At 69.1% G+C, this 20,321-nt stretch carries 19 protein-coding genes; 10 read left to right on the top strand and 9 right to left on the bottom strand.

Annotated elements, in window-relative coordinates; all coding sequences use genetic code 11:
• Nucleotides 1–13: 13 nt before the first annotated feature.
• Nucleotides 14–1,045, bottom strand: a complete 1,032-nt coding sequence (locus MYK68_RS15580) for an NAD(P)-dependent alcohol dehydrogenase (protein WP_247864653.1) — start codon at nucleotides 1,043–1,045, stop codon at nucleotides 14–16.
• Between the two features lie 104 nt (nucleotides 1,046–1,149).
• Here MYK68_RS15580 and MYK68_RS15575 point away from each other — a divergent pair, with 104 nt between their 5' ends.
• Nucleotides 1,150–1,878, top strand: a complete 729-nt coding sequence (locus MYK68_RS15575) for a YoaK family protein (protein WP_247864651.1) — start codon at nucleotides 1,150–1,152, stop codon at nucleotides 1,876–1,878.
• Between the two features lie 9 nt (nucleotides 1,879–1,887).
• Entirely contained in the window at nucleotides 1,888–2,820 is a 933-nt protein-coding gene (locus MYK68_RS15570; protein ID WP_247864650.1) for a hypothetical protein, read from the top strand.
• 85 nt (nucleotides 2,821–2,905) lie between these two features.
• On the opposite strand, the gene MYK68_RS15565 is transcribed toward MYK68_RS15570, so the two are convergent.
• From MYK68_RS15565 to MYK68_RS15550, 4 genes are all read right to left on the bottom strand, one after another.
• Nucleotides 2,906–3,700 (bottom strand): amino acid ABC transporter ATP-binding protein, encoded by a 795-nt coding sequence (locus tag MYK68_RS15565; RefSeq protein ID WP_247864648.1) that lies wholly within the window; start codon nucleotides 3,698–3,700, stop codon nucleotides 2,906–2,908.
• A 1-nt stretch (nucleotide 3,701) separates the two neighbouring features.
• Nucleotides 3,702–5,438 carry an ABC transporter substrate-binding protein/permease gene (locus MYK68_RS15560; RefSeq protein ID WP_247864646.1) on the bottom strand — a complete coding sequence of 579 codons (1,737 nt, stop codon included), beginning with the start codon at nucleotides 5,436–5,438 and terminating at the stop codon, nucleotides 3,702–3,704.
• 177 nt (nucleotides 5,439–5,615) lie between these two features.
• A complete protein-coding gene (locus tag MYK68_RS15555) occupies nucleotides 5,616–5,939 on the bottom strand; it encodes a histone-like nucleoid-structuring protein Lsr2 (protein ID WP_247864645.1) in 324 nt (107 codons plus the stop codon).
• Nucleotides 5,940–6,049: 110 nt separating this feature from the next.
• Entirely contained in the window at nucleotides 6,050–6,568 is a 519-nt protein-coding gene (locus MYK68_RS15550) for a hypothetical protein (RefSeq protein ID WP_247864643.1), read from the bottom strand.
• 238 nt (nucleotides 6,569–6,806) lie between these two features.
• On the opposite strand from MYK68_RS15550, the gene trhO reads away from it, so the two are divergent.
• The 6 genes from trhO (at nucleotide 6,807) to MYK68_RS15520 (ending at nucleotide 13,016) form a co-directional block, all read left to right on the top strand.
• Nucleotides 6,807–7,661 carry an oxygen-dependent tRNA uridine(34) hydroxylase TrhO gene (gene trhO, locus MYK68_RS15545; protein WP_247868077.1) on the top strand — a complete coding sequence of 285 codons (855 nt, stop codon included), beginning with the start codon at nucleotides 6,807–6,809 and terminating at the stop codon, nucleotides 7,659–7,661.
• A complete protein-coding gene (locus MYK68_RS15540) occupies nucleotides 7,658–8,698 on the top strand; it encodes a CobW family GTP-binding protein (RefSeq protein WP_247864641.1) in 1,041 nt (346 codons plus the stop codon). The genes trhO and MYK68_RS15540 overlap by 4 nt, the downstream gene beginning before the upstream one ends.
• A 107-nt stretch (nucleotides 8,699–8,805) precedes the next feature.
• Nucleotides 8,806–9,858, top strand: coding sequence for an N-acetylmuramoyl-L-alanine amidase (locus tag MYK68_RS15535; protein WP_247864640.1), 1,053 nt, complete (start codon nucleotides 8,806–8,808; stop codon nucleotides 9,856–9,858).
• 59 nt (nucleotides 9,859–9,917) lie between these two features.
• A complete protein-coding gene (locus MYK68_RS15530; RefSeq protein ID WP_247864638.1) occupies nucleotides 9,918–10,886 on the top strand; it encodes an SDR family oxidoreductase in 969 nt (322 codons plus the stop codon).
• Nucleotides 10,887–10,894: 8 nt separating this feature from the next.
• Nucleotides 10,895–11,518, top strand: a complete 624-nt coding sequence (locus MYK68_RS15525) for a nucleosidase (protein WP_247864636.1) — start codon at nucleotides 10,895–10,897, stop codon at nucleotides 11,516–11,518.
• A 218-nt stretch (nucleotides 11,519–11,736) separates the two neighbouring features.
• A protein-coding gene (locus MYK68_RS15520) for an IS3 family transposase (protein ID WP_247864366.1) occupies nucleotides 11,737–13,016 on the top strand; the annotation gives its coding sequence in 2 pieces (ribosomal slippage) (nucleotides 11,737–12,025 and nucleotides 12,025–13,016; 1,281 coding nt in all).
• Nucleotides 13,017–13,333: 317 nt separating this feature from the next.
• Here the strand turns inward: MYK68_RS15520 and MYK68_RS15515 are convergent.
• From MYK68_RS15515 to MYK68_RS15500, 4 genes are all read right to left on the bottom strand, one after another.
• Entirely contained in the window at nucleotides 13,334–14,452 is a 1,119-nt protein-coding gene (locus tag MYK68_RS15515) for a DUF6542 domain-containing protein (protein WP_247864635.1), read from the bottom strand.
• A gap of 63 nt (nucleotides 14,453–14,515) precedes the next feature.
• Nucleotides 14,516–15,613 (bottom strand): DNA recombination protein RmuC, encoded by a 1,098-nt coding sequence (locus MYK68_RS15510; protein ID WP_247864633.1) that lies wholly within the window; start codon nucleotides 15,611–15,613, stop codon nucleotides 14,516–14,518.
• Nucleotides 15,614–15,677: 64 nt separating this feature from the next.
• The gene (locus MYK68_RS15505; RefSeq protein WP_247864631.1) at nucleotides 15,678–16,211 is read right to left on the bottom strand and encodes a methylated-DNA--[protein]-cysteine S-methyltransferase; all 534 of its coding nucleotides are present in this window, start codon (nucleotides 16,209–16,211) and stop codon (nucleotides 15,678–15,680) included.
• Entirely contained in the window at nucleotides 16,208–17,761 is a 1,554-nt protein-coding gene (locus tag MYK68_RS15500; protein ID WP_247864629.1) for a DNA-3-methyladenine glycosylase 2 family protein, read from the bottom strand. The genes MYK68_RS15505 and MYK68_RS15500 overlap by 4 nt, the downstream gene beginning before the upstream one ends.
• 128 nt (nucleotides 17,762–17,889) lie before the next feature.
• Here MYK68_RS15500 and MYK68_RS15495 point away from each other — a divergent pair, with 128 nt between their 5' ends.
• Together MYK68_RS15495 and ychF are read left to right on the top strand one after the other, a co-directional pair.
• Nucleotides 17,890–19,200, top strand: coding sequence for an AI-2E family transporter (locus tag MYK68_RS15495; protein WP_502798254.1), 1,311 nt, complete (start codon nucleotides 17,890–17,892; stop codon nucleotides 19,198–19,200).
• A gap of 29 nt (nucleotides 19,201–19,229) precedes the next feature.
• Nucleotides 19,230–20,309: a redox-regulated ATPase YchF gene (gene ychF, locus MYK68_RS15490; protein ID WP_247864628.1), complete on the top strand. Its 1,080-nt coding sequence runs from the start codon at nucleotides 19,230–19,232 to the stop codon at nucleotides 20,307–20,309.
• Nucleotides 20,310–20,321: the final 12 nt, after the last annotated feature.

Raw genomic sequence — 20,321 nt, 5'->3', positions numbered from 1 at the left:
GTGGTTCGCCCCATCAGGGCACCAGGACGGCGCGGCCGATGACTCTGCCGTCGTGCAGGTCGTCGATCGCCCGCTGGAAGTCCTCCAGCGGATACGTGGTGTAGTCGATCCGGATCTTGCCCGCGGCGGCCAGCGCCAGCACCTCCAGCAGGTCGGACCTGGTGCCGCCGTAGGAACGCTGCACGTCGACGCCCCACGGGGCCAGGCCCACCGCCCGCATCGGGAAGGTGCCGCCGCCCAGACCGACCAGGCGGACGAGTCCTTCCGGGGCGATCACCGCGGCCGCGGTGTCGACGGTGGGCTGCACGCCGACGAAGTCGAGCACCACGTCCGCGCCGTAGCCGCCGGTCAGTTCGAGGATCTGCGCCGCGGTGTCCGGGCCCGGCGCGAACGTGAGGTCGGCACCGAGTTCGGCGGCGTGCGCGAGCTTCTTCTCGTCGTTGTCGATGGCGATCACCCGCGCGGCCGAGATCGCCTTGACGATCTGCAGCCCGACGTGGCCGAGGCCGCCGATCCCGAGGATCACCACGGTGGCGCCCGGCGTGAGACGGCGGCGCACCGAGTTGATCGCGTGCATCGGGGTGAGGCCGGCGTCGGTCAGCGGTCCGGCGCCGACCGGGTCGATGTCGCCCAAGGGGAGCACGTGCCGGGCCGGGGCGATGACGTAATCGGCCATGGAACCGTTCAGGCTGATGCCGGGGGTGGTCGGAAAGTCGTCGCGGCCGCCGGCCACCTCGCATGCGTTGTCGCGGCCCTCGACACAGGCGCGGCAGTCACCGCAGCTCCATAGCAGGTTCACGATCACCGGTGCGCCGATGTCGTGACCGGTCACCCCGCTGCCGAGCGCGTCGACGTATCCGGCGCCCTCGTGCCCGAGGGTGATGCCGAAGGCGGGCCAGGCGTCACCCATGCCGATGAGGTGCAGGTCGGAATGGCAGAGTCCGGCGCCGGCGACCTTGACGCGGATCTCGCCCGGGCCGGGTTCGGGGACGGGCGTCTCTTCGAGGGTGACGGTGCTCGGGCTGGTCAGCTTGACGGCGCGCATGGGAGGGCCTTCGCGATGGTGGGACGGGGTATGCGACTACGACCATAGGTTCGGTGCGTGGCATCCGTCACGGGTACGCGGGGGTAGCCGCGGGAGATGCGACGATGGTGCGCGTGAAGATGATCGCGCGGCGGGAAGTGACGCTGGCCGTGATCCTTTCCGCGGCCGCCGGGTACCTCGATGCCGTCGGATATGTGTATCTCGGCGGCTTCTTCGTCTCCTTCATGAGCGGCAACACGACCGAACTCGCGACCGGCGTCGCGCACGGTGACTGGGCGCCGGCGCGGCTGGCCGGCACCCTCATCGGGATGTTCTTCGCCGGTGCGGTCCTCGGTGCGCTGCTGAATCGGATCAGTGACGGGCGCACCGTGGTCCTTACCGGCACCACGATTCTGGTCGGGCTGACCGCGCTTCTTGGTGACGTGAGCGGGCAGACGTGGCCGGTGGCGCTGCTGCTCCCGTTGGCGATGGGCGTGGTCAACGCGACGTTCCTGAGCGCCGGTGAGGCGAGCATCGGCCTCACGTACATGACCGGTGCGCTGGTCAAGGCCGGTCAGCGGCTGGTCGATGCGTTCTTCGGCGGACCGCGGCGGCTGTGGGCGCGCCATCTCTCCCTGTGGGCCGCGCTGCTGGCCGGGGGCGTCGTCGGTGCGGCGATGCTTCGCTGGATCGGACTCGGCGGTGCCCTGTGGCCGATCGCGGGTCTGCTGGCGGTGGTCACCCTGGTCGTCGCGCGTGACCGGCGACGGCGTGGCGTGTTCGGTCTCCGGGCTCCCCGGGTCCGTTCGGAGACGACTGTGGTCGCGCCGTCCGACTCGCATACTCGACAGTAGGCTGTGACCATGGACGATTCGCGCGATGACCTCGCCGCCCGCCTGCTCGATGCTCAGGTGGCGTTCGGGATTCGTCAGCTCACCGACGACGCCGAGTTCACCGCGCTCGTCGAAGAAGAGATCGAGAACTTCTTCGTCGAGGGCGGCGTGCTGCCGATGGAAAAGGTGATGCCTCGTCAGCTGGTCCAGGAGGTGGCGCGCAAGTACACCCTGCAGTTTCCGGTGGAGGGAGCCATTCCGGAACTGGCCGGGCAGGTCGCGGCGCGCCTGTACCGCAGCGACATCCACGAGCGCACCGTCGTCGATCAGGTGATCGAGCCGCGGCGGTTCGACGAACTCGCCTCGACGGTCGTCGACCTGCGCCTCTCGCAGCGGGCCATCGAGCAGGTTCTGGAGAGCCCGGCGACCACCGATACCCTGGTCGAGCTGATGCAGCGGGCCGTCGAGGACCGGTTCGGGCAGCGGATCGGCCGCCGGCTGTCCCGGCTGGTGGAGCGGGTCACCCGCAGCGGTACCGCGATGGTGATCGAGTCGACGCGCGAGGATTCCGGGGAACTGCTGCTCGACGCCGTGCGCGAGTTCTGGCACGGCCGCTCCGGCGGCACCGTCGGCGGTTTCCGGGAGAGCGTCTCCGAATCGGACGTCGAGGACGTGGTGGTCATGGCCTTCGAGTTCTGGCGCGACTTCCGGCAGTCCGACTACTTTCAGACGCTGCTCGCCGCCGGTATCGACGAGGTCTTCGACACCTACGGCGCCACCCCGATCGCCGACGTGATCGAAGACCTCGGCATCGGCGGCGACGACCTCCGCGAGGAGGCCCTGCGTTTCGGTCCGCCGGTGCTGGCCCGGCTCGACCGCGACGGCGTGCTGGAACAGATCCTGCGCCGCCGCCTGACCCCGTTCTTCGCCTCCCCGGAGTTCGCCGCCTGCCTGCCCGCTTAGCGAAGTCCGTGCCTACCGGGCGAACTCCGCGTGATCGGTCGGCGTCTTCGCGCGTCATGGATAGTCCAGGCCACCGGCCCGACGACTACAGGACCTCGGACAGGAAGGTCTGCAGGCGCTCGCTCGACGGCGCGTCGAACAACTGCTCCGGGGAGCCGGTCTCGACGACGACACCGCCGTCCATGAACAGCACGTTGTCGGAGACGTTGCGCGCGTAACCCATCTCGTGGGTCACCACGACCATCGTCATGCCCTCGCGGGACAGTTCGGTCATCAGCGCCAGCACACCCTTGACCAGCTCCGGGTCGAGCGCGCTGGTGGCCTCGTCGAAGAACATGATCTCCGGCTTCATGGCGAGCGCGCGGGCGATCGCGACGCGCTGCTGCTGGCCGCCGGACAGCGTCGACGGCCGGACATCGGCCTTCTCCTTGAGCCCGACGGCGTCGAGCTGCGCCAGCGCCAGATCGCGGGCCTCGTCCTTGCCGAGCTTGCGCAGCTTGCGTGGCGCGAGCGAGATGTTCTCGGCGACGGTCATGTGCGGAAACAGGTTGAACTGCTGGAAGACCATGCCGATACGGCGGCGCAGCTCATCCGGGTTGTCGTGCAGGACGGACCGGCCGTCGATCAGGATGTCGCCGGCCTGCGGTTCGTGCAGACGGTTGAGCACGCGCAGCAGCGTCGACTTGCCCGAGCCGGACGGGCCGATGACGGTGGTCGTCGTGCCCGCGTCGACGTGGATGTCGACGCCCCGCAGCACCTGGTTGTCGCCGAAGGCCAGGTGCAGGCCGGTGCCGGTGAGCGACACCGGGCTCGGTGCGGCGAGCGGGATCACCTCGGTGGTTTCGGGTTCCGGGGCGTTCGCCGGAGTGGGGGAGCTCATCTCAGGCCTTTCCGGTCCGCAGACGCTTGTCGATGTAATTGACCAGATGGGTCAGCGGGATGGTCAGCAGCAGGTAGATCAGACCGGCCGCCATCAGCGGGGAGAGATTGCCGGTGTTCGCGTTGAGGTCGCGGCCGACGGCGAACAACTCCCGCTGGCTGGCGAGCAGACCGAGGAAGTAGATCAGGGACGAATCCTTGATCAGCACGATGAACTGGTTCATCAGGGCGGGCAGCACGCGCCGCACGCCCTGCGGGATCACCACCAGGGCCATCGAGCGCGAATACGAGAAGCCGAGGGCGCGGGCCGCTTCCATCTGGCCGGTCTCCACGCTCTGGATTCCGGACCGGAAGATCTCGCCGATGTAGGCCGCCGCCAGTAATGCCAGGGCGAGTGCGCCGAGCCAGTACGGGTTGCCGCCGGTCACGTTCTTGACCAGCGGCCCGATGCCCAGGCCGATGAGCAGGATGACGACGACGGCGGGCAGCCCGCGGAACACGTCGGTGTAGACGCGGGCCGGCCAGCGCAGCCAGCGTGTCCGGGAGATACCGGCCACCGCCAGCAGCATGCCCGCCAGGGTGCCGACGACGCCCGACACCAGGGCCAGGATGATCGTGTTCGGCAGACCCGTCTTGAACAGATCGGGGAAGGCCTTGCGGTACAGCTCCCAGTTGAAGAACGTGTCTCCCAGCTGGGCCAGCGTGCCCTTCTTGGCGACGGCCTCCGACTGCGGGTTGGTGGCGTTGTCGGCGGCGATCTGCCGGAAGTCGGGCAGCTGCGGCATCGGCGCGGCCTTGGAGCCGGGCTTCCAGCCGGCGGGCAGTTCGCGCGGCACCCAGTTGGTGTACAGCTTGGCCCAGGTGCCGTCGGCGATCACCGCGTCCAGGCCGCTGTTGAGCGCGTCGATCAGCGGCTGGTCACCGCGCGGCGTGGCCCAGCCGACGAAGTTGTTGACGCTGAAGGTGTCCTCGAGGATGGCCATGCCGTCGCCGGACTGAATGGCGCCCTCGGCCTGCTGGCTGGGGGCCACCCAGGCGTCGATCTGACCGCTCTTGAGGTTGGCGTAGGCCGTCGCGTAGTCCGGGAACTTGACCGGGTTCAGCTTCAGCGTGTTGGTGACGTAGTCGTCCTGCACGGTGCCCTGGACCACGCCGATCCGCTGCCCGCCGGTCAGGTCGGAGAAGCCGCGGATCGCGCCGGTCTGCGAGGCGACCAGCGAGAAGTACCCGAAGTCGTAGCCGTTGGTGAAGCCGACGGTCTTGCGGCGGTCCTCGGTGGTGGTGATCGACGACGATCCCACGTCGAAGCGGTGATTGGCCACCTGGGACAGCAGCCCGGCGAATTCGGTGCCGACGAACTTCACCTTCAGGCCGAGCTTGGCGGCGACGGCCTTGAGGAGCTCGTTGTCGAAGCCGGTGTAGGTACCGGCGGAGTTGAGGCAGATGCTCGGCGGCGCGTCGGAGAGGGTGCCGACGGTGAGCGTGCCCGGATCGATCAGGTTCAGCTTGGCGACGTCGATCTGGTCCAGCGGCAGGGTGCCCGCGGTGGTGTACTGGTCGACGGCCTGCTCGGAGGTGTTCAGGTTCTGCGGCGCGGCCGCGGCGGATTTGATGCCGGGCGGGGCGCACAGGCCGTCCTTGTTCTTGCCGTCACCCGAGCCGCATGCGGCGAGGGCGAGGACGCTGAATGCGACGAGGATCAGTGCCAGTACCCGCCGGCGGAGTATCTGCAGGGACATGAGGAGTAACCCTATCGGCCGCGGCGCCGCCGCTCGCAATAAAAATCATCGCGGCCGAAAGTGCTCATTTCGTGCCGCCCGCCCCTGGCGGTCGTCGCGGTCCGCCCGTATCGGTCGCCGGACGACTCGGGCCCCGCGACGGATCGTCGCGGGGCCCGAGTCAGCGGAAGCGTGCTTTCAGTGCGCGGCCTCGTAGGCGGCGATGATGTCGGCCGGGATACGGCCGCGGTCGCTCACCGAGTGGCCGTTCTCGCTGGCCCAGGCACGAATCGCGCGGGTATCGGCCGACTTGGCAGCCGATGCGCGGCGGGTGCTGCGGCCACCGATCACCCGAGACGCGGCGACATAGGTCGCCACCGCGTCGCGGAATTCGGCGGCGTGTTCCGGCGAGGTGTCGAATTCGTAGCTCTTGCCGTCGAGGCTCCACCGCACGGTTTCGTAGTCGTCGAGTTCGGCGCCGTCGATGTCGTCGACGATCTGAATCTTGGTCTTCTTGGCCATGCGTTCCCTCTGTCTGTCGGTGCGATGACGCTCGCTTTTATATCCCCTCACCGGCGAGTGTACAAAACAATCGTATTGCGATGGAACAAGGCGTCCGATAACAGCCGATTTCAGCGTGTCGGACTGGGTGAAGTCGTATCCGTGGATGATGCGGCACCGCGGAGCGCGACGGGTGCACGATCGTTTCCCTGGATTTCCCGATAGCCGCTTCGGGTGAGGGCGAATCCCCGGTCCGACGCCGATTCCAGGCAGTACAGCCCGTCGACGTCGCTGAGACAACTGAAACTGTCGGCGGAGAGCGCGGTACCGAACTCCAGGATGTGCGAACGATACAGAACCGGATAGAGATTGGCGCAGGCGCCGGCCGAGAGACTGTCGGAATTGAGCACCACCAGATCGCGGCTCCAGTCGCATCCGGCGGGAGTGCCCGCCGGCGGCGTCGCGGTGCCGCGCACTTCGCTGGATGAGCACACCAGCGCGTCGGCGCCGTTGTTGCCCGTCGAGCAGACCACGGAACGGTCCGGGGTGGAGAAGTGCACGCCCGACAGATTGTCGGTGCGGTCGCCGGTCGGCGTGGTGGCGCCGAGATGGAAGTCGCCGACGCCGACGTGCGGGGCGTCGTCGATCACCGCCCGATAGCTGTCACCCGGCGCGATGGTGTACGACCGCTGCGGGCGGCTCACCGAGGTCGATTCGGAAAGGGTCGGTGGCGATGACTCGGTGGTCAGCGCGTCTTTCGACGGGATCACGATGGCCGCCGGTTTGCCGCCGTCGTCACCGAGGAGACCGCATCCGGTCACCGTGAACAGGACCGCTCCGCCGAGGGCGGCGGCGACGACTTTCCGGGCGAATCCGTACCCTGGCACCGTGGCTACTCCCAAGATCGTGCTCTTCTACGTGTTCACGCCACTCCCGGACCCCGAGGCGATCCGCCTGTGGCAGCTCGCGGTTGCCGAGTCGCTGGGATTGCGCGGCAGGATCATCGTGTCACCTCATGGGATCAACGCGACAGTGGGTGGCGATCTGCCCGACGTCAAACGCTATGTGCGAGCGACACGAGGTTACGGTCCGTTCGCCGATGCGGACATCAAATGGTCGCCGGGAACGGGTGCGGATTTCCCGCGGCTCAGCGTCAAGGTCCGCTCGGAGATCGTCACTTTCGGCGTGCCGGACGAGGTGCGGGTCGACGCCGATGGCGTGATCGGTGGCGGTCCGCGGCTGTCGCCCGAACAAGTGCACCGGCTGATCGAGGAACGCGGTGACGAGGTCGTATTCCTGGACGGCCGAAATGCGATAGAAGCGGAGATCGGCCGATTCGCCGGGGCGGTGGTTCCGCCGGTGACCACCACCCGCGATTTCGTGCCGCTGATCGATAGCGGCGCCTTGGATCATCTGAAGGACCGGCCGCTGGTGACGTACTGCACCGGGGGCGTCCGCTGTGAAGTCCTCACCGCGTTGCTGCGCAATCGTGGTTTCGGGGAGGTGTATCAGCTCGACGGCGGGATCGTCCGCTACGGCGAGCGGTATCGCGACGACGGTCTCTGGCAGGGATCGCTCTACGTCTTCGACGAGCGAATGAGTATCGATTTCTCGCCGCGCGCCGCGGTGATCGGGAAATGCGCCGAATGTGGATCGCCGACCAATCGGATCGCGAATCATCCCGATCGTCTCGGCCGGGATCTCGCCGTGCTGTGCGCGAGTTGCCGCCCGGTCTCGGCGTGAGCGGGGCCGCCGTCCGGCCGGTTCCGGTGGTGATTCTCGCGGGTTTCCTCGGGGCGGGGAAGACGACGCTGCTGAACCATCTCCTGCGGCACGCCGACGGGCGGCGCTTCGGCGTGCTGGTGAACGATTTCGGTGCGGTCAACATCGACGCGCTCCTGGTGTCGGGCCGGTCGGCGGGGACGCTGAACCTCACCAACGGCTGCATCTGCTGCACCACCGACGCCGACGGGCTGGGGGAGGCGCTCGCCGAGCTGGCGGCGTCCGGGGTCGACGCGATCGTGATCGAGGCGAGCGGCATCGCGGAGCCGCGAGCGCTGGTCCGGATGGTGCTGGCCGCGCGGGACGAGCGGGTCGCCTACGGCGGGCTGATCTACGTCGTCGACCTGCCGCAGCTGGCCGCCACGCTCGACGCCCATCCGGCGGTGGCCGAGCACATCGCGATCGCGGATCTGGTGGTGGGCAACAAGGCCGACCTGGTCTCCGCGGGAGAACTGGAGGCGACCGGTGCACGACTCGCCGCGCTCAATCCGACGGCGCCGATGCTGCCGGTGGTCGGCGGCGCCATCGATCCCGGACTGCTCGTCGAATCGTCGGGGGTGTCGGCCGACGACGGGCCGCGGCAGCTCACCATCGGCGACCTGTTGATCGAGCACGACGACCATCACGGACACCACGAGCACCTGCACGACGCGTTCGAATCGGTCGCGCTCGACGACCCGCGGCCGGTCGACCCGCGCCGGCTCGCCCACTTCTTGGAACGCCCGCCCGCCGGCGCCTATCGCTGCAAAGGCCTGGCGTTCGTCGACCTTCCCGGCCACCGCGGCCACGCCTATGAAGTACATGCGGTCGGCGGCTTCGTTCGGGTCGGCGTGCGACAGTGGCCGGCGGGCGAGCCGCGGACGTCATTGGTGGTGATCGGTGCCGGACTCGACACCGAGGCCGCGCGGATCGCGCTCGACGATGTGCTGACGCCCGCCGACCCCGGGGACGAGCACGGGATCCTGCATCTGACCCGGCACGTGGTCACAGCCGACTAACGATTTCCCGCTGGTGGCCGGGATCGAGTTGCCAGGTATCGCGGTGCGCTGATTCACTTGTTACAGAAGTGACCAGTGTGACCGCTGGTGATCTGGAGGATGTTCTCATGTCTGTACTCTCTGTCCGTCGTCGTGCCCGCACGCTGATGTGCGTCGCGGCGACCGGCGTGCTCGCGACCGGTGCCGTCGTCGCCCCGGCCGCGGCCGACCCCGCCGCACCGACGCCCGCCGCCGGTTCGCTGACGGGCCGCACGGTGTTTCTCGATCCCGGGCACCAGGGCGGGACCGACGGGCATTCGCTGACCAAGCAGGTGCCGGACGGTCGCGGTGGGACCAAGGACTGCCAGACCACCGGCGCGACCGCGGTGACCGGCATGACCGAACACACCATCAACTGGAACGTCGCGCAGCTGGTCAAGGCCGGGCTGGAACGCGAGGGCGCCAAGGTGATCCTGAGCCGCAACAACGACACCGGCTGGGGTGGCTGCGTCGATGAGCGCGCCGCGGCGGCGAGCGCGTCCGGCGCCGATCTCGCCGTCAGCCTGCACGCGGATTCGACCAGTGCCGGGGCCGACGCCGGGAAGTCCGGTTTCCATCTGATCGTGCCGGCCCTGCCGGTGCCGGACGCGACGGTGACATCGGTGCAGGGTGGCCGGGGACGCCAGGCGACCGAGGCGATGCGCGATGCCCTCAAGCGCGCGAACTTCACCCCGGCGAACTACGGCGGTATCGCCGACGGCATCCAGACGCGCAGCGACATCGCCGGCGCCAACCTGACCAAGGTGCCGCTCGTCTTCCTCGAGATGGGCAATCTCTCGAACCCGGCCGAGGCCCGCGAGCTGTCGTCGGCGGCGGGCGACACCCGCTATGCGATGGCGGTGACCAACGGCATCACGAGTTACCTGTCGACCGCCCCGGCGCCGAACCCGGTTCCGCTCGCCCCCGGCGAGGGCACGGGCGCCGACACCGGTGCGAGCGACATGTCCGATCTCGCCGCCCTCTCGGCGGTCGGTCCGCTGATCGAGCAGCTCTCGAAGGCGTCGAGCCTCGCCGAAGCGGAATCGATCCTGGCCGCGCAGGGCTCGGACGTCTCGTCGCAGGTCCTCAAGGCGATGCTCGCCGTCGTGTACGCCGTTTTCGGCGGGAAGTTGCCGATCTGACCCGATAGCTCGCGGGTGGTCGGTGGCCGCACGGTGACCGGGGCCACTACAGTCGAGGCATGGGCTTGCCACTGCCGTCTCTGAAGACCCTCCGCGACCTCGTGTACATGCCGACCCCGGTGCCGAGTTTCCGAGGCCGCACCGTACTGATCACCGGGGCCGCCAGCGGTATCGGCCGGGCGACGGCGTTCGAGGTGGCCCGGCAGGGCGGTGCGCTGGTGCTCACCGATGTGCAGACCGGCGCGCTGGACCAAGTGGTCGCCGCGATCAAGGACGACGGCGGCACGGTGCTGTACCACCGCGCGGGTGACGTGTCCGACTACGACTGGGTCGCCGCCTTCGCGCGTGACGTGGCGGCCGAGGTCGGCGTCATGGATGTGGTGATGAACGTCGCCGGGGTGTCGGCGTGGGGCACCGTCGAGACGTTGCAGCACCGGCAGTGGCGTCGGATGGTCGACATCAATCTGATGGGCCCGATCCACATCATCGAGTGCTTCGTACCGCCGATGGTGCGCCGCGGCACCGGTGGGCAGCTGGTCAACGTGTCGTCGGCGGCCGGGCTGCTGGCCCTGCCCTGGCACGCGGCGTACAGTGCTTCCAAATTCGGTATCCGCGGGGTCTCCGAGGTGCTGCGGTTCGATCTGCGCAGGCACGGTATCGGTGTCAGTCTGGTCTGCCCGGGCGGGGTGGCCACGCCGCTGGTCGACACCGTCGAGATCGCCGGCCTGGACCGCGACAACCCGGCGATCCAGAAGCAGATCCAGGGCTTCCACAAGATCGCCGTGACACCCGAGTCCGCGGCCAAGTCGATCTGCAAGGGCGTGGTGCGCAACAAGTTCATGGTCTACACCTCGTTCGACACCCGTTTCGGCTACTGGTGGGCGCGCAAGTTCGCGCTGCCCTACGAGATCGTCATGCGGATCGCGAACAACCGGTTCGACTACCTTCAGCGGCTCAGTGCGGTGAGTGACCCGGCGACCGGTGACGCGGGCTCGCAGGCGTCGGCGCCCGCCGGCAATCGCGACTGATCGCCCGGATGGCCGGGGCGAGCGACGCGGCGGGGGATGTCGGGGCGAGCGGAGCGACCGACGGCGTGCTGGTGGTCGCGGCCACCCGGGCGGAGGCCGCGCATGTGCCGGGTGGCGCCGAGGTCCTGATCACCGGTCTGGGCAAGGTGCGTTCGGCGACGGCGCTGGCGACGCGTCTCGCCGCCGCGCCCGGTCGTTACCGCCGGGTGGTGAACATCGGTACGGCCGGAGCCCTGCACCCGCACCACGGCGGTCTGTACGTGCCGTCGACGGTGATCGAGCACGACATCTCCGCCCGTGAACTCTCGGCCCTCGGCTACCCGGTCCGCGACACCTGGCGCCTGCCCGGCGGCGACGGATCGGTACTCGCCACGGGTGACACCTTCGTCACCGACGACGTCGTGCGCACCGCCCTCGCGGCGCGCGCCGATCTGGTCGACATGGAGGCCGCGGCTCTGGTCCACGTCTGCGGCGAGTTCGGGGTGCCGATCCGGCTGGTGAAGGTCGTGAGCGACTACGCCGATGATGCGGCGATGGACTGGCCGTCCGCGATCGACGCCGCGGCCCGACTACTGGGGGAGTGGCTCACCGGGACCGGTTTCGGCGCCCTGGCCGAGAACGACTTCGCGTAACCGCCGCGGCGAAGGTCTGCCGCCGGCGGGGAGTCTCGGACCGCTGGTCGGACGCGTCCGGCCCAGCCCGTTGGGCCGGTCGAGGCGCCCCTTAGACAGCCCGTTGAGCCGGTCAAGCCGCCAGGCGCAGACCGTGTCGAAACGCCCCCAACGCAGGCCGTTGAGCCTGAACCGCCCCGGCATGTCCGGAGACTCCGTTCCTTGGGAAGGATGGAGTCATGGCAGGGAGTACGTCGAAGAGGTACACGGCCGAGCTGCGTGAGCGGGCGGTCAGGATGGTTGGCGAGATCCGGGCCGACCACGAGTCGGACTGGGCGGCGATGAGGCAGGTCGCGACGCTGCTCGGGATCGGGACGCCTGAGACGGTGAGGAAGTGGTGTCGTCAGGCCGAGGTTGATGCCGGGCAGCGGGTTGGGACGACGAGTGAGGAGTCAGCGGAGCTGAAGCGGTTGAAGCGCGAGAATGCCGAGCTCAAGCGGGCCAACGCGATCCTCAAGAGCGCATCGGCTTTCTTCGCGGCCGAACTCGACCGGCCACAGCGCTGATCGTGCGGTATATCGACGAGCACGTCGGTGACCAGCACGAGGAAGGTCTGCGATGGGGTGTCGAGTCGATCTGTGACCAGCTCACCGAGCTGGGCGCCAAGATCGCCCCCGCGACCTACTACGAGCACCGCTCCCACAAGCCGTCCAAGCGTGAAGTGCGGGATGAGGAGTTGAGGCCGAAGGTGGCCAAGGTTCATGCCGAGAACTACGGCGTCTACGGAGCCCGGAAGGTTTGGCTTCAGCTCAACCGGGAGCGCACCGCTGATGCCGAGCCGATCGCTAGGTGCACGGTGGAACGGCTGATGAGCGACCTCGGTCTTCGTGGCGCGATCCGGGGCAAGGTCAAGCGCACGACGATCGCTGATCCGAAGGCGAAGCATCCCGGTGACCTCGTGGGACGTCAGTTCGCGCCGTTGGCGCCGGACCGGCTATGGGTGGCCGACTTCACCTACGTGTCGACGTGGGCCGGCTGGGTCTACGTGGCGTTCGTGATCGATGCCTACGCGCGTCGGATCATTGGCTGGAGGTCGTCGACATCGATGACCTCTCAGCTGGTGTTGGACGCCATCGACCATGCTGTGTGGACACGGCAGCGGGAGGGCCGGCCGGTGGCCGGGGTGGTCCAGCATCACGACCACGGCAGCCAGTACACCTCTGTGGCCTACAGCGAGCGGCTCGCCGCTGACGGAATCCGTCCCTCGATGGGGGTTGTCGGATCGTCCTATGACAACGCGCTGGCCGAGTCGATCAACGGGCTCTACAAGACCGAGCTGATCAAAGCCAGAGGCCCGTGGCGCACCGTCGACCAGGTCGAGGTCGCCACCGCGGAGTGGGTCGACTGGTTCAACCACCGAAGGCTCTACGAGTACTGCGGCGACATCCCGCCAGCAGAGATGGAGACTGCGCACTACGCTCAACAACCGACCCCGACACTCGTCGAGGTCTCAAACTAGAAAGTCTCCGGACATGCCGGGGCGGTTCAGCCTGTTGAGTTGGTCGGGTCTGTGTTGGCGTGTCTCGTGGACAGCCCTGGTGAGTTGGTCGGGTCTGTGTTGGCGTGTCTCGTGGACAGCCCTGGTGAGTTGGTCGGGTCTGTGTTGGCGTGTCTCGTGGACAGCCCTGGTGAGTTGGTCGGGTCTGTGTCGAAGTGTCTCGTGGACAGCCCTGGTGAGTCGGTCGGGTCTGTGTCGAAGCACCTCGTAGACAGCCCGTTGAGCCGGTCAAGCCGCTAGGCGCAGACCGTGTCGAAACGACCCCCGGTCCGGCGACGTCAGTCGTCGATGCCGAGCGTCAGGTCCTCGATGGCACCTTGGTCACGCAATCGCTGGCCCGCGGTGCGACGAGACCGGTCGGCGGGCGGGATCACCTGCGGCTGAGCCCGGCGCACCGGGCGGTCCTGCGATCGGCTGGCCGCGGTCGGCGCCTTCCGCACGGCGGGCGCCGCCGGATAGTCGGCCGGGACACGGTCGCGAGTCGGCGCGGCCGCGGGGCGCGCCGACTCCGGTCGCGGTGGGTCCTGGCGGGTACGGGGGGTGCGCTCGGGCGTCGCGCGGTTCGCCACCGGGCGCGACTCGGTCGCCGCGGCCGGCTGTAGCGCGGCGGTGTCGGCGGCCGGACGCCGGGGGCGACGGTGCGGAGTCTTCGGGGCCTTGCCGCCCGCCGCGGTCTCGTCCGCGATCGGGGAACGGCGCGTGTCCTCGGGTGCGGGCCGATCGGCGGGGCGGCGCGACTTCTTGGGTGCGCGAGCCTCGTCCTTCCGGGCGGGACTCTCGCCGCCGCCCTTGCCCTGCGCCGCCTTGCCCGGTGCCGTCGTGCCCTGTGCGGTCTTGCTCTGCGCCGCGGTGGTGCCGTTCTTGCGCTCGGCTTTCGTCCGCTTCGCGGACGTGCCCTTCGCACTCTTGTCCTTGCGGGTCTTGCCCGGAGTGCCGGCGGCGGCCACGGCCGCACGAGTGAAGAACCATCGCGCGAGCACGATCACCAGCGTTCCCAGGAACACCCCGAGGATCCACGGGAACAGGTTCGCGAACGGCAGTGCGACCTTCAGCACCGCGGAGCGCATTCCCTGCGGTTTGGTCGAGTCGTTGTTGGCGGCGGCGAGACTCCACAGACTGATCAGGCCGATGACGGCGGTGATCAGCGGCGGCTGAACGGCGGCGGTGAACAGCGCCCGGCGTCGCACGGCGAGCGCGGCCAGCACGCAGCCGACCAGGAAGCAGATGTTGTAGATCAGGCCCAGCGAATTGTTCAGCAGCGCGTCGGCGGTAGCGCCGATCGCGGTGCACACGGCGGCGATGAGTACCGCGCCCCACCAGGGCACCCCGGGTATGCCGGGCCACACGCTCTGCTGGTCTGCGGGCACGTCGGTGCCGGTCGTGATACGGAAAGCCACGGGTCAACGGTACCGGGTGCGGTCGCGGCGCCGCAGATGCCCGGCCCGTGGCGCGGCACTTTCTCAGGTGGTTCGTGACGCAACTCGCACCTGGGTATCGACGGTGGGAAGCCGTTCGCGGGGCCGCTTCCCGGCCGGGATCACGCCGCTCAGCGCCTCCAATTCCGACAATTTCCGCGCAGTGACACCCAGTCGCGTATCGATTGCCCCGATTGCCGCATTGTACGACTCGACGGCACGCCGCAGCGCCCCTCCGGTCTTCTCCAGATGCCCGAGCACCCCGTCGATGCGCTGATACAGCTGCCGGCCGAGCGCGTGGATCGTCGCGGCATCCTCGGCGAGGGCGTGTTGCCGCCACCCGAGTGCGACCGTGCGCAACAGCGCGATGAGCGTGCCGGGCGTCGCCAGCACCACATCTCGTCCGAAGGCGTAGTCGAGCAGCCCGGGATCGGCCCGCGTCGCGGCTTCCAAGATGCCGTCGCCGGGTAAGAACAGCACCACGAATTCGGGTGAGCTGTGCTGGGCGGTCCAATACCGCTTCGCCGACAGCGTGGTCACGTGGGAGCGGACGGCCTGCGCGTGCCGCGCGCGCAGAGCGGCGTCGTCACCGGCCCGGGCGTCGCCCGAACTCGCTTCGAGGTAGGCGTGCAGCGGAACCTTCGCATCGACCACGATGGTGCGTCCTCCGGCCAGATGCACCACGAGGTCGGGGCGGACGCGGCGGTCGTCGTCCAGGCCGGAGGCCTGGGTGCTGAAGTCGCAGTGCCGGGACATGCCGGACAACTCGACCACCCGCTCCAGTTGCAGTTCGCCCCAGCGTCCGCGTGTGGTCGGGGCATGTAGGGCCCCGGCGAGCCTGCTGGTCTGTTCCTGGAGGCGCACCGACATCTGATGCATGCCGCGGAGTTGTTCGCTGAGCCCGGCATGGGCGTGGATGCGTCCGCGTTCGGTGCGGCGCAGTTCGTCGCCGAGCTGGTCGAGCGTCAGCCGCAGCGGTTCGACGATCTCGTTGATCTCCTCGCCGAGGACGGCGGACTGTTCGCGTGCGGCCTCGCTGCTCGCCGTGCCGACCGCGCCGGCGGCGCTGCGGTGCGCGAACCAGCCGGCGACGGCGCCGGCGATCAGGCATACGAGCCCGGTGATGACGAGAGATGCGGTCATGGCGTCATGGTGCACCACACCTCCGACAATTCGCTCTGACCTGGACTTTCGCCGGTTCGCGGCGCTACGCTGCGACGCTCTCGCGGGCGATCAGTGATTCCTTGATCTCCAGCCCGTAGCGGAAGCCGCCGAGGGTGCCGTCGCGGCGGACCACCCGGTGACAGGGCACGAAGAGCGCCGCGGCGTTCCGTGCGCAGCAGGATGCCGCCGCCCGGATGGCTCCGGAGTTCCCGGATCGCTCGGCCAACTCGCTGTAGGTGACCGGCGGACCGGCCGGAACGTCGCGCAGCGCGGCCCATGCCACCTGCAGAAACGGCCCCGACCGCTGTCGTACCGCGATCGCCGCGGGGGCCGCGAGATCGCCCCGGTAATAGGCGCGCACCGCTTCGATGACGGCGCCGCCGGGCCGTTTCACCAGCTTCTCGGGGCGCAGCGCCGGGTGGATCAGGTCCGCCAGGTAGTCGTGGTCGGCGGTCCAGCCGGAGGCGTAGACGGTGCCGTCGGCATCGAACAGCGCGGTGAACGGACCGTCCGGGGTCTTCACCGTCGCCCAGCCCAGCGACTCCGGGACGGGAGCCGCGTCGATGGTCTCGGTCATGATGTTCCTCTTCTCTCCTGTGTCGGCGGGAGGCGGTGGCGCCACAGATGCATGGCCGCGTACGACCGCCACGGTCGCCAGTTCTCCGTGTGGGCCAGGTCGATGCCCAGGCTGTCCGCGGCACGGGCGATCACCAGATCGCCGGCCGGGAGCACGTCGGGGTCGCCGGTCACCCTCATCACCACCTGATCGGCGGTCCAGGGGCCGACGCCGTCCAGAGCGAGCAACTCGGTCCGTAACTTAGACGCAGCAGACCCCGGATGCGGTTCCATCTCGCCTGTCGCGACGGCGCGTGCGGCGCCCGCGATGGCCCCTGCCAGGCGACGGGGTCCGCGGAACGCCTCCGCGCCGTGGTCGGCCAGGACCGCCGGGGTGGGGAATAGCAGAGCCGGGATCTCCGGGTGCCGGGGGTCGTGCCAGGGCGCCCGTTCGCTCAGTTCGGCGATCAGCGAGCCCAGGCGGGTGGCGGCCGCGGCCACGCTGATCTGCTGTCCGGCCATGGTGCGGATCAGGGTCTCGTAGCCGTCCACGCCGCCCGGAATCCGGATGCCCGGCGCGGCCGTCACCAGCGGCGCCAGTCGGGGATCGGCGCTCAGCGCGGCGTCGACGGCGATCGGGTCGGCGTCCAGATCGGCGAGCCGGCGCAGCCGGTTCACCGCGACGGCGAGGTCACGCAGGTCCAGGTGCTCGAACCGGGCGGTCGCGTAGTCGTCCCGGCCGGAACTGGTCGTCTCGCCCCCTGAGCCTGTCGTCCCGCCCCCTGAGCCTGTCGAAGGGAGCGTCAGCGACACCAGCGCCGGACCGTGCGGGAGCGACAGGGTGCGGTGGAACGTCGTGCCGTCCCAGTGTTCGAGGCCGGGAATCGCATGCGAGGCGAGCCCGGCGGCGGTCCACGCGGCGTCGTACGGAGGGCGGAGCGGCAGCCGGAGAGTCAGCGGCCCGCTGGCCGGCCCGGTGCCCGCGTAGCGGCGGCGCAGTTCAGTGGGCGACAGGGCGAAGGTCTCGCGCAGCGTGTCGTTGAACTGCCGGATCGAGGAGAATCCGGCCGCGAAAGCGACGTCGCCGACGGGCATCGTCGTGCCGACCAGCAGGACCCGCGCGGTGGTCGCCCGATGGGCCCGGGCGAGCGCGAGCGGTCCGGCGCCGAGTTCGGTGCGCAGGACCCGGCTCAGGTGCCGCGGGGTGTAGCCGAGGGCGGCGGCGAGGCCGTCGACCCCGGCGCGGTCGACCAGCCCGTCGGCGATCAGCCGCATCGCACGACTCGCCAGGTCGGCGCCGGTGTTCCAGCGCGGCGAGCCGGGCGCGGCGTCGGGCAGGCAGCGTCGGCAGGCCCGGTAGCCGAGTGCGACGGCCGCCGCCGCGGTCGGGACGAAAGCGACGTTCTCGCGGCGCGGGGTGCGGGCCGGGCACGACGGCCGGCAGTAGATGCGGGTCGATGAGACGGCGACGAAGAACTGACCGTCGAACCGCGAATCGCGTGCCGCGAGTGCGCGGTAGCAGCGCTCGAAGTCCGGGGCTTCGGCGCGGCGCGGGGCGGTCTCGGCGGGCACGACACCGAGTCTGGCAGCGCTCCGGCGTCGTTGCTAGCGGGTTTCGGACATGGCGATGGCGGGGTGGAACGCGCAGACCGCCACGCGCTCGCAACACGGACGTCGGACCCATGTGTGACGATGGTGGCGTGAGCGACGAAAACGACGACCTGCGCGGAATCTCCGGGGTGGACGACGCCGACATCGAGGCCATCGAACAGGCTGAACGGGACGCTCGCGCCGAGCCGGAGGATCTGGCCGCGGTCACCGAGCGCGTGATGACCGATCCGCGGACCGGGAAGCCGTATCCGAGCCGGTCGCGGGTGTTCCTGACCGGGCTGCGATCGACGGCGATGGTCTGCCTCCAATCGATCCTGGTGCTCGCGTTTCTGTGGGTGCTGATGTGGATCATCGGCAAGCTGTGGACGATCGTGCTGCCGGTGCTCCTGGCGATCATCGTGGCGACCGTGCTGTGGCCGCCGGTGCGCTGGATGCGTAAGAAACTGCCGCCGGCGGTCGCGGCGCTGTTCGCGATGCTGGCGACGATCGCGGTGGTCGCCGGGGTACTCGGGGCGATCGTGCCGTCGGTGGTCGATCAGGCGCCGCAGCTCGCCGACCAGGCGGTCAAGGGTGTGCGCAAGGTGCAGGACTGGTTGCAGGGGCCGCCGCTCAACATCGACGACAACCAGATGTCCGGCATCGTCAACACCATCGTCCACAAGCTGGAGAGCAGTTCGTCGACCATCGCCTCGGGTGTGTTCAGCGGGGTGGGAGCGGCGACGTCGATGCTGATGACCGGCTTCACCGCGCTGGTGCTGGTGTTCTTCATGCTCAAGGACGGACCCAAGTTCCTGCCGTGGCTGGACCGCACGGTCGGGCAGCCGACCGGCTCGCACATCGCCGAGGTCCTCATGCGGATGTGGAACACGCTGGGTGGATTCATCCGGACGCAGGCGATCGTGAGTGCGGTCGACGCCGCGCTGATCGGTATCGGCCTGGTGATCCTGGGTGTTCCGTTGGCCGGTGTGCTGGTGGTGATCACCTTCCTGGGCGGCTTCGTGCCGATCGTCGGCGCGTTCGTGGCCGGCGCCCTCGCGGTCCTCGTGGCGCTGGTGATGAACGACTTCACCACCGCGCTGATCGTGCTCGGCATCATCCTCGCCGTGCAGCAGATCGAGGGGAACTTCCTGTCGCCGTGGCTGCAGTCCAAGGCGATGGAGCTCCACGCCACCATCGTGCTGCTGGCCGTGATCCTCGGCGGGAGTCTGTTCGGCATCGTCGGCGCGTTCCTGGCGGTCCCGGCCGCGTCGTGCCTGGCGGTGCTGCTGCGATACGTGCTGGAACGGATCGGCCTGGCCGCGGGGGAACAGATCCAGCGGGAGGACGCCGAGGCCGAAGCGGCCGAGAAGGCGGGGTTCTTCTCCCGGTTCCGGTCATCGCCGCAGGGCGATCCGCCGTGACCTGGGCTGCGCGGATAGACTGATCCCCCGTGAGTCTTACCCTCGGAATCGTCGGGCTGCCCAACGTCGGCAAGTCCACCCTGTTCAACGCCCTGACCCGGAACGACGTGCTCGCGGCGAACTACCCGTTCGCCACCATCGAGCCCAACATCGGCGTGGTCGAGCTGCCCGACGCCCGGCTGAACCGCCTGGCCGAGATCTTCGGCAGCGAGCGGATCCTGCCGGCCGTCGTGTCGTTCGTCGACATCGCCGGCATCGTCAAGGGTGCATCCGTCGGTGAGGGGATGGGCAACCAGTTCCTCGCCAACATCCGCGAGGCCGACGCGATCTGCCAGGTGGTGCGCGTCTTCGCCGACGACGACGTGGTGCACGTCGACGGCCGCGTCGACCCGCTCTCCGACATCGAGGTGATCGAGACCGAACTGATCCTCGCCGACCTGCAGACCCTGGAGAAGGCGCTGCCGCGGCTGGAGAAGGACGCCAAGAAGAACAAGGACCTGGTCGAGACCGCGAACGCTGCGAAGAAGGCCCAGGAGATCCTCGACTCGGGCAAGACTCTGTTCTCGGCGAAGGACTCGTTCGACCTGTCGAGCGTGCGCGAGCTGCACCTGCTCACGGCCAAGCCGTTCCTGTACGTGTTCAACGCCGATGAGGCGGTGCTCACCGACGACGCCCGCAAGCAGCAGTTGCGCGACGCCATCGCACCCGCCGACTGCGTCTTCCTCGACGCCAAGGTGGAGAGCGAACTGCTGGAACTCGACGAGGAGGACGCCCAGGAACTCCTCGACTCGATCGGCCAGGACGAGCCCGGCCTGCGCCAGCTGGCCCGCGCCGGTTTCCACACCCTCGGCCTGCAGACCTACCTGACGGCCGGCCCGAAGGAGGCCCGCGCCTGGACCATCCACCGCGGCGACACCGCCCCCAAGGCCGCCGGCGTGATCCACACGGATTTCGAGAAGGGCTTCATCAAGGCGGAGATCGTGTCGTTCGCCGACCTCGACACCGCAGGCTCCATGAACGACGCCAAGGCCGCCGGCAAGGTCCGCATGGAGGGCAAGGACTACGTCATGCACGACGGCGACGTGGTCGAGTTCCGCTTCAATGTCTGAGGACGTCATCTG

The organism is Gordonia sp. PP30, from assembly GCF_023100845.1.
Lineage (GTDB): Bacteria > Actinomycetota > Actinomycetes > Mycobacteriales > Mycobacteriaceae > Gordonia.
The sequence above is the reverse complement of the archived record's forward strand: the minus strand, read 5'-3'. Positions and strand labels throughout refer to the sequence as shown.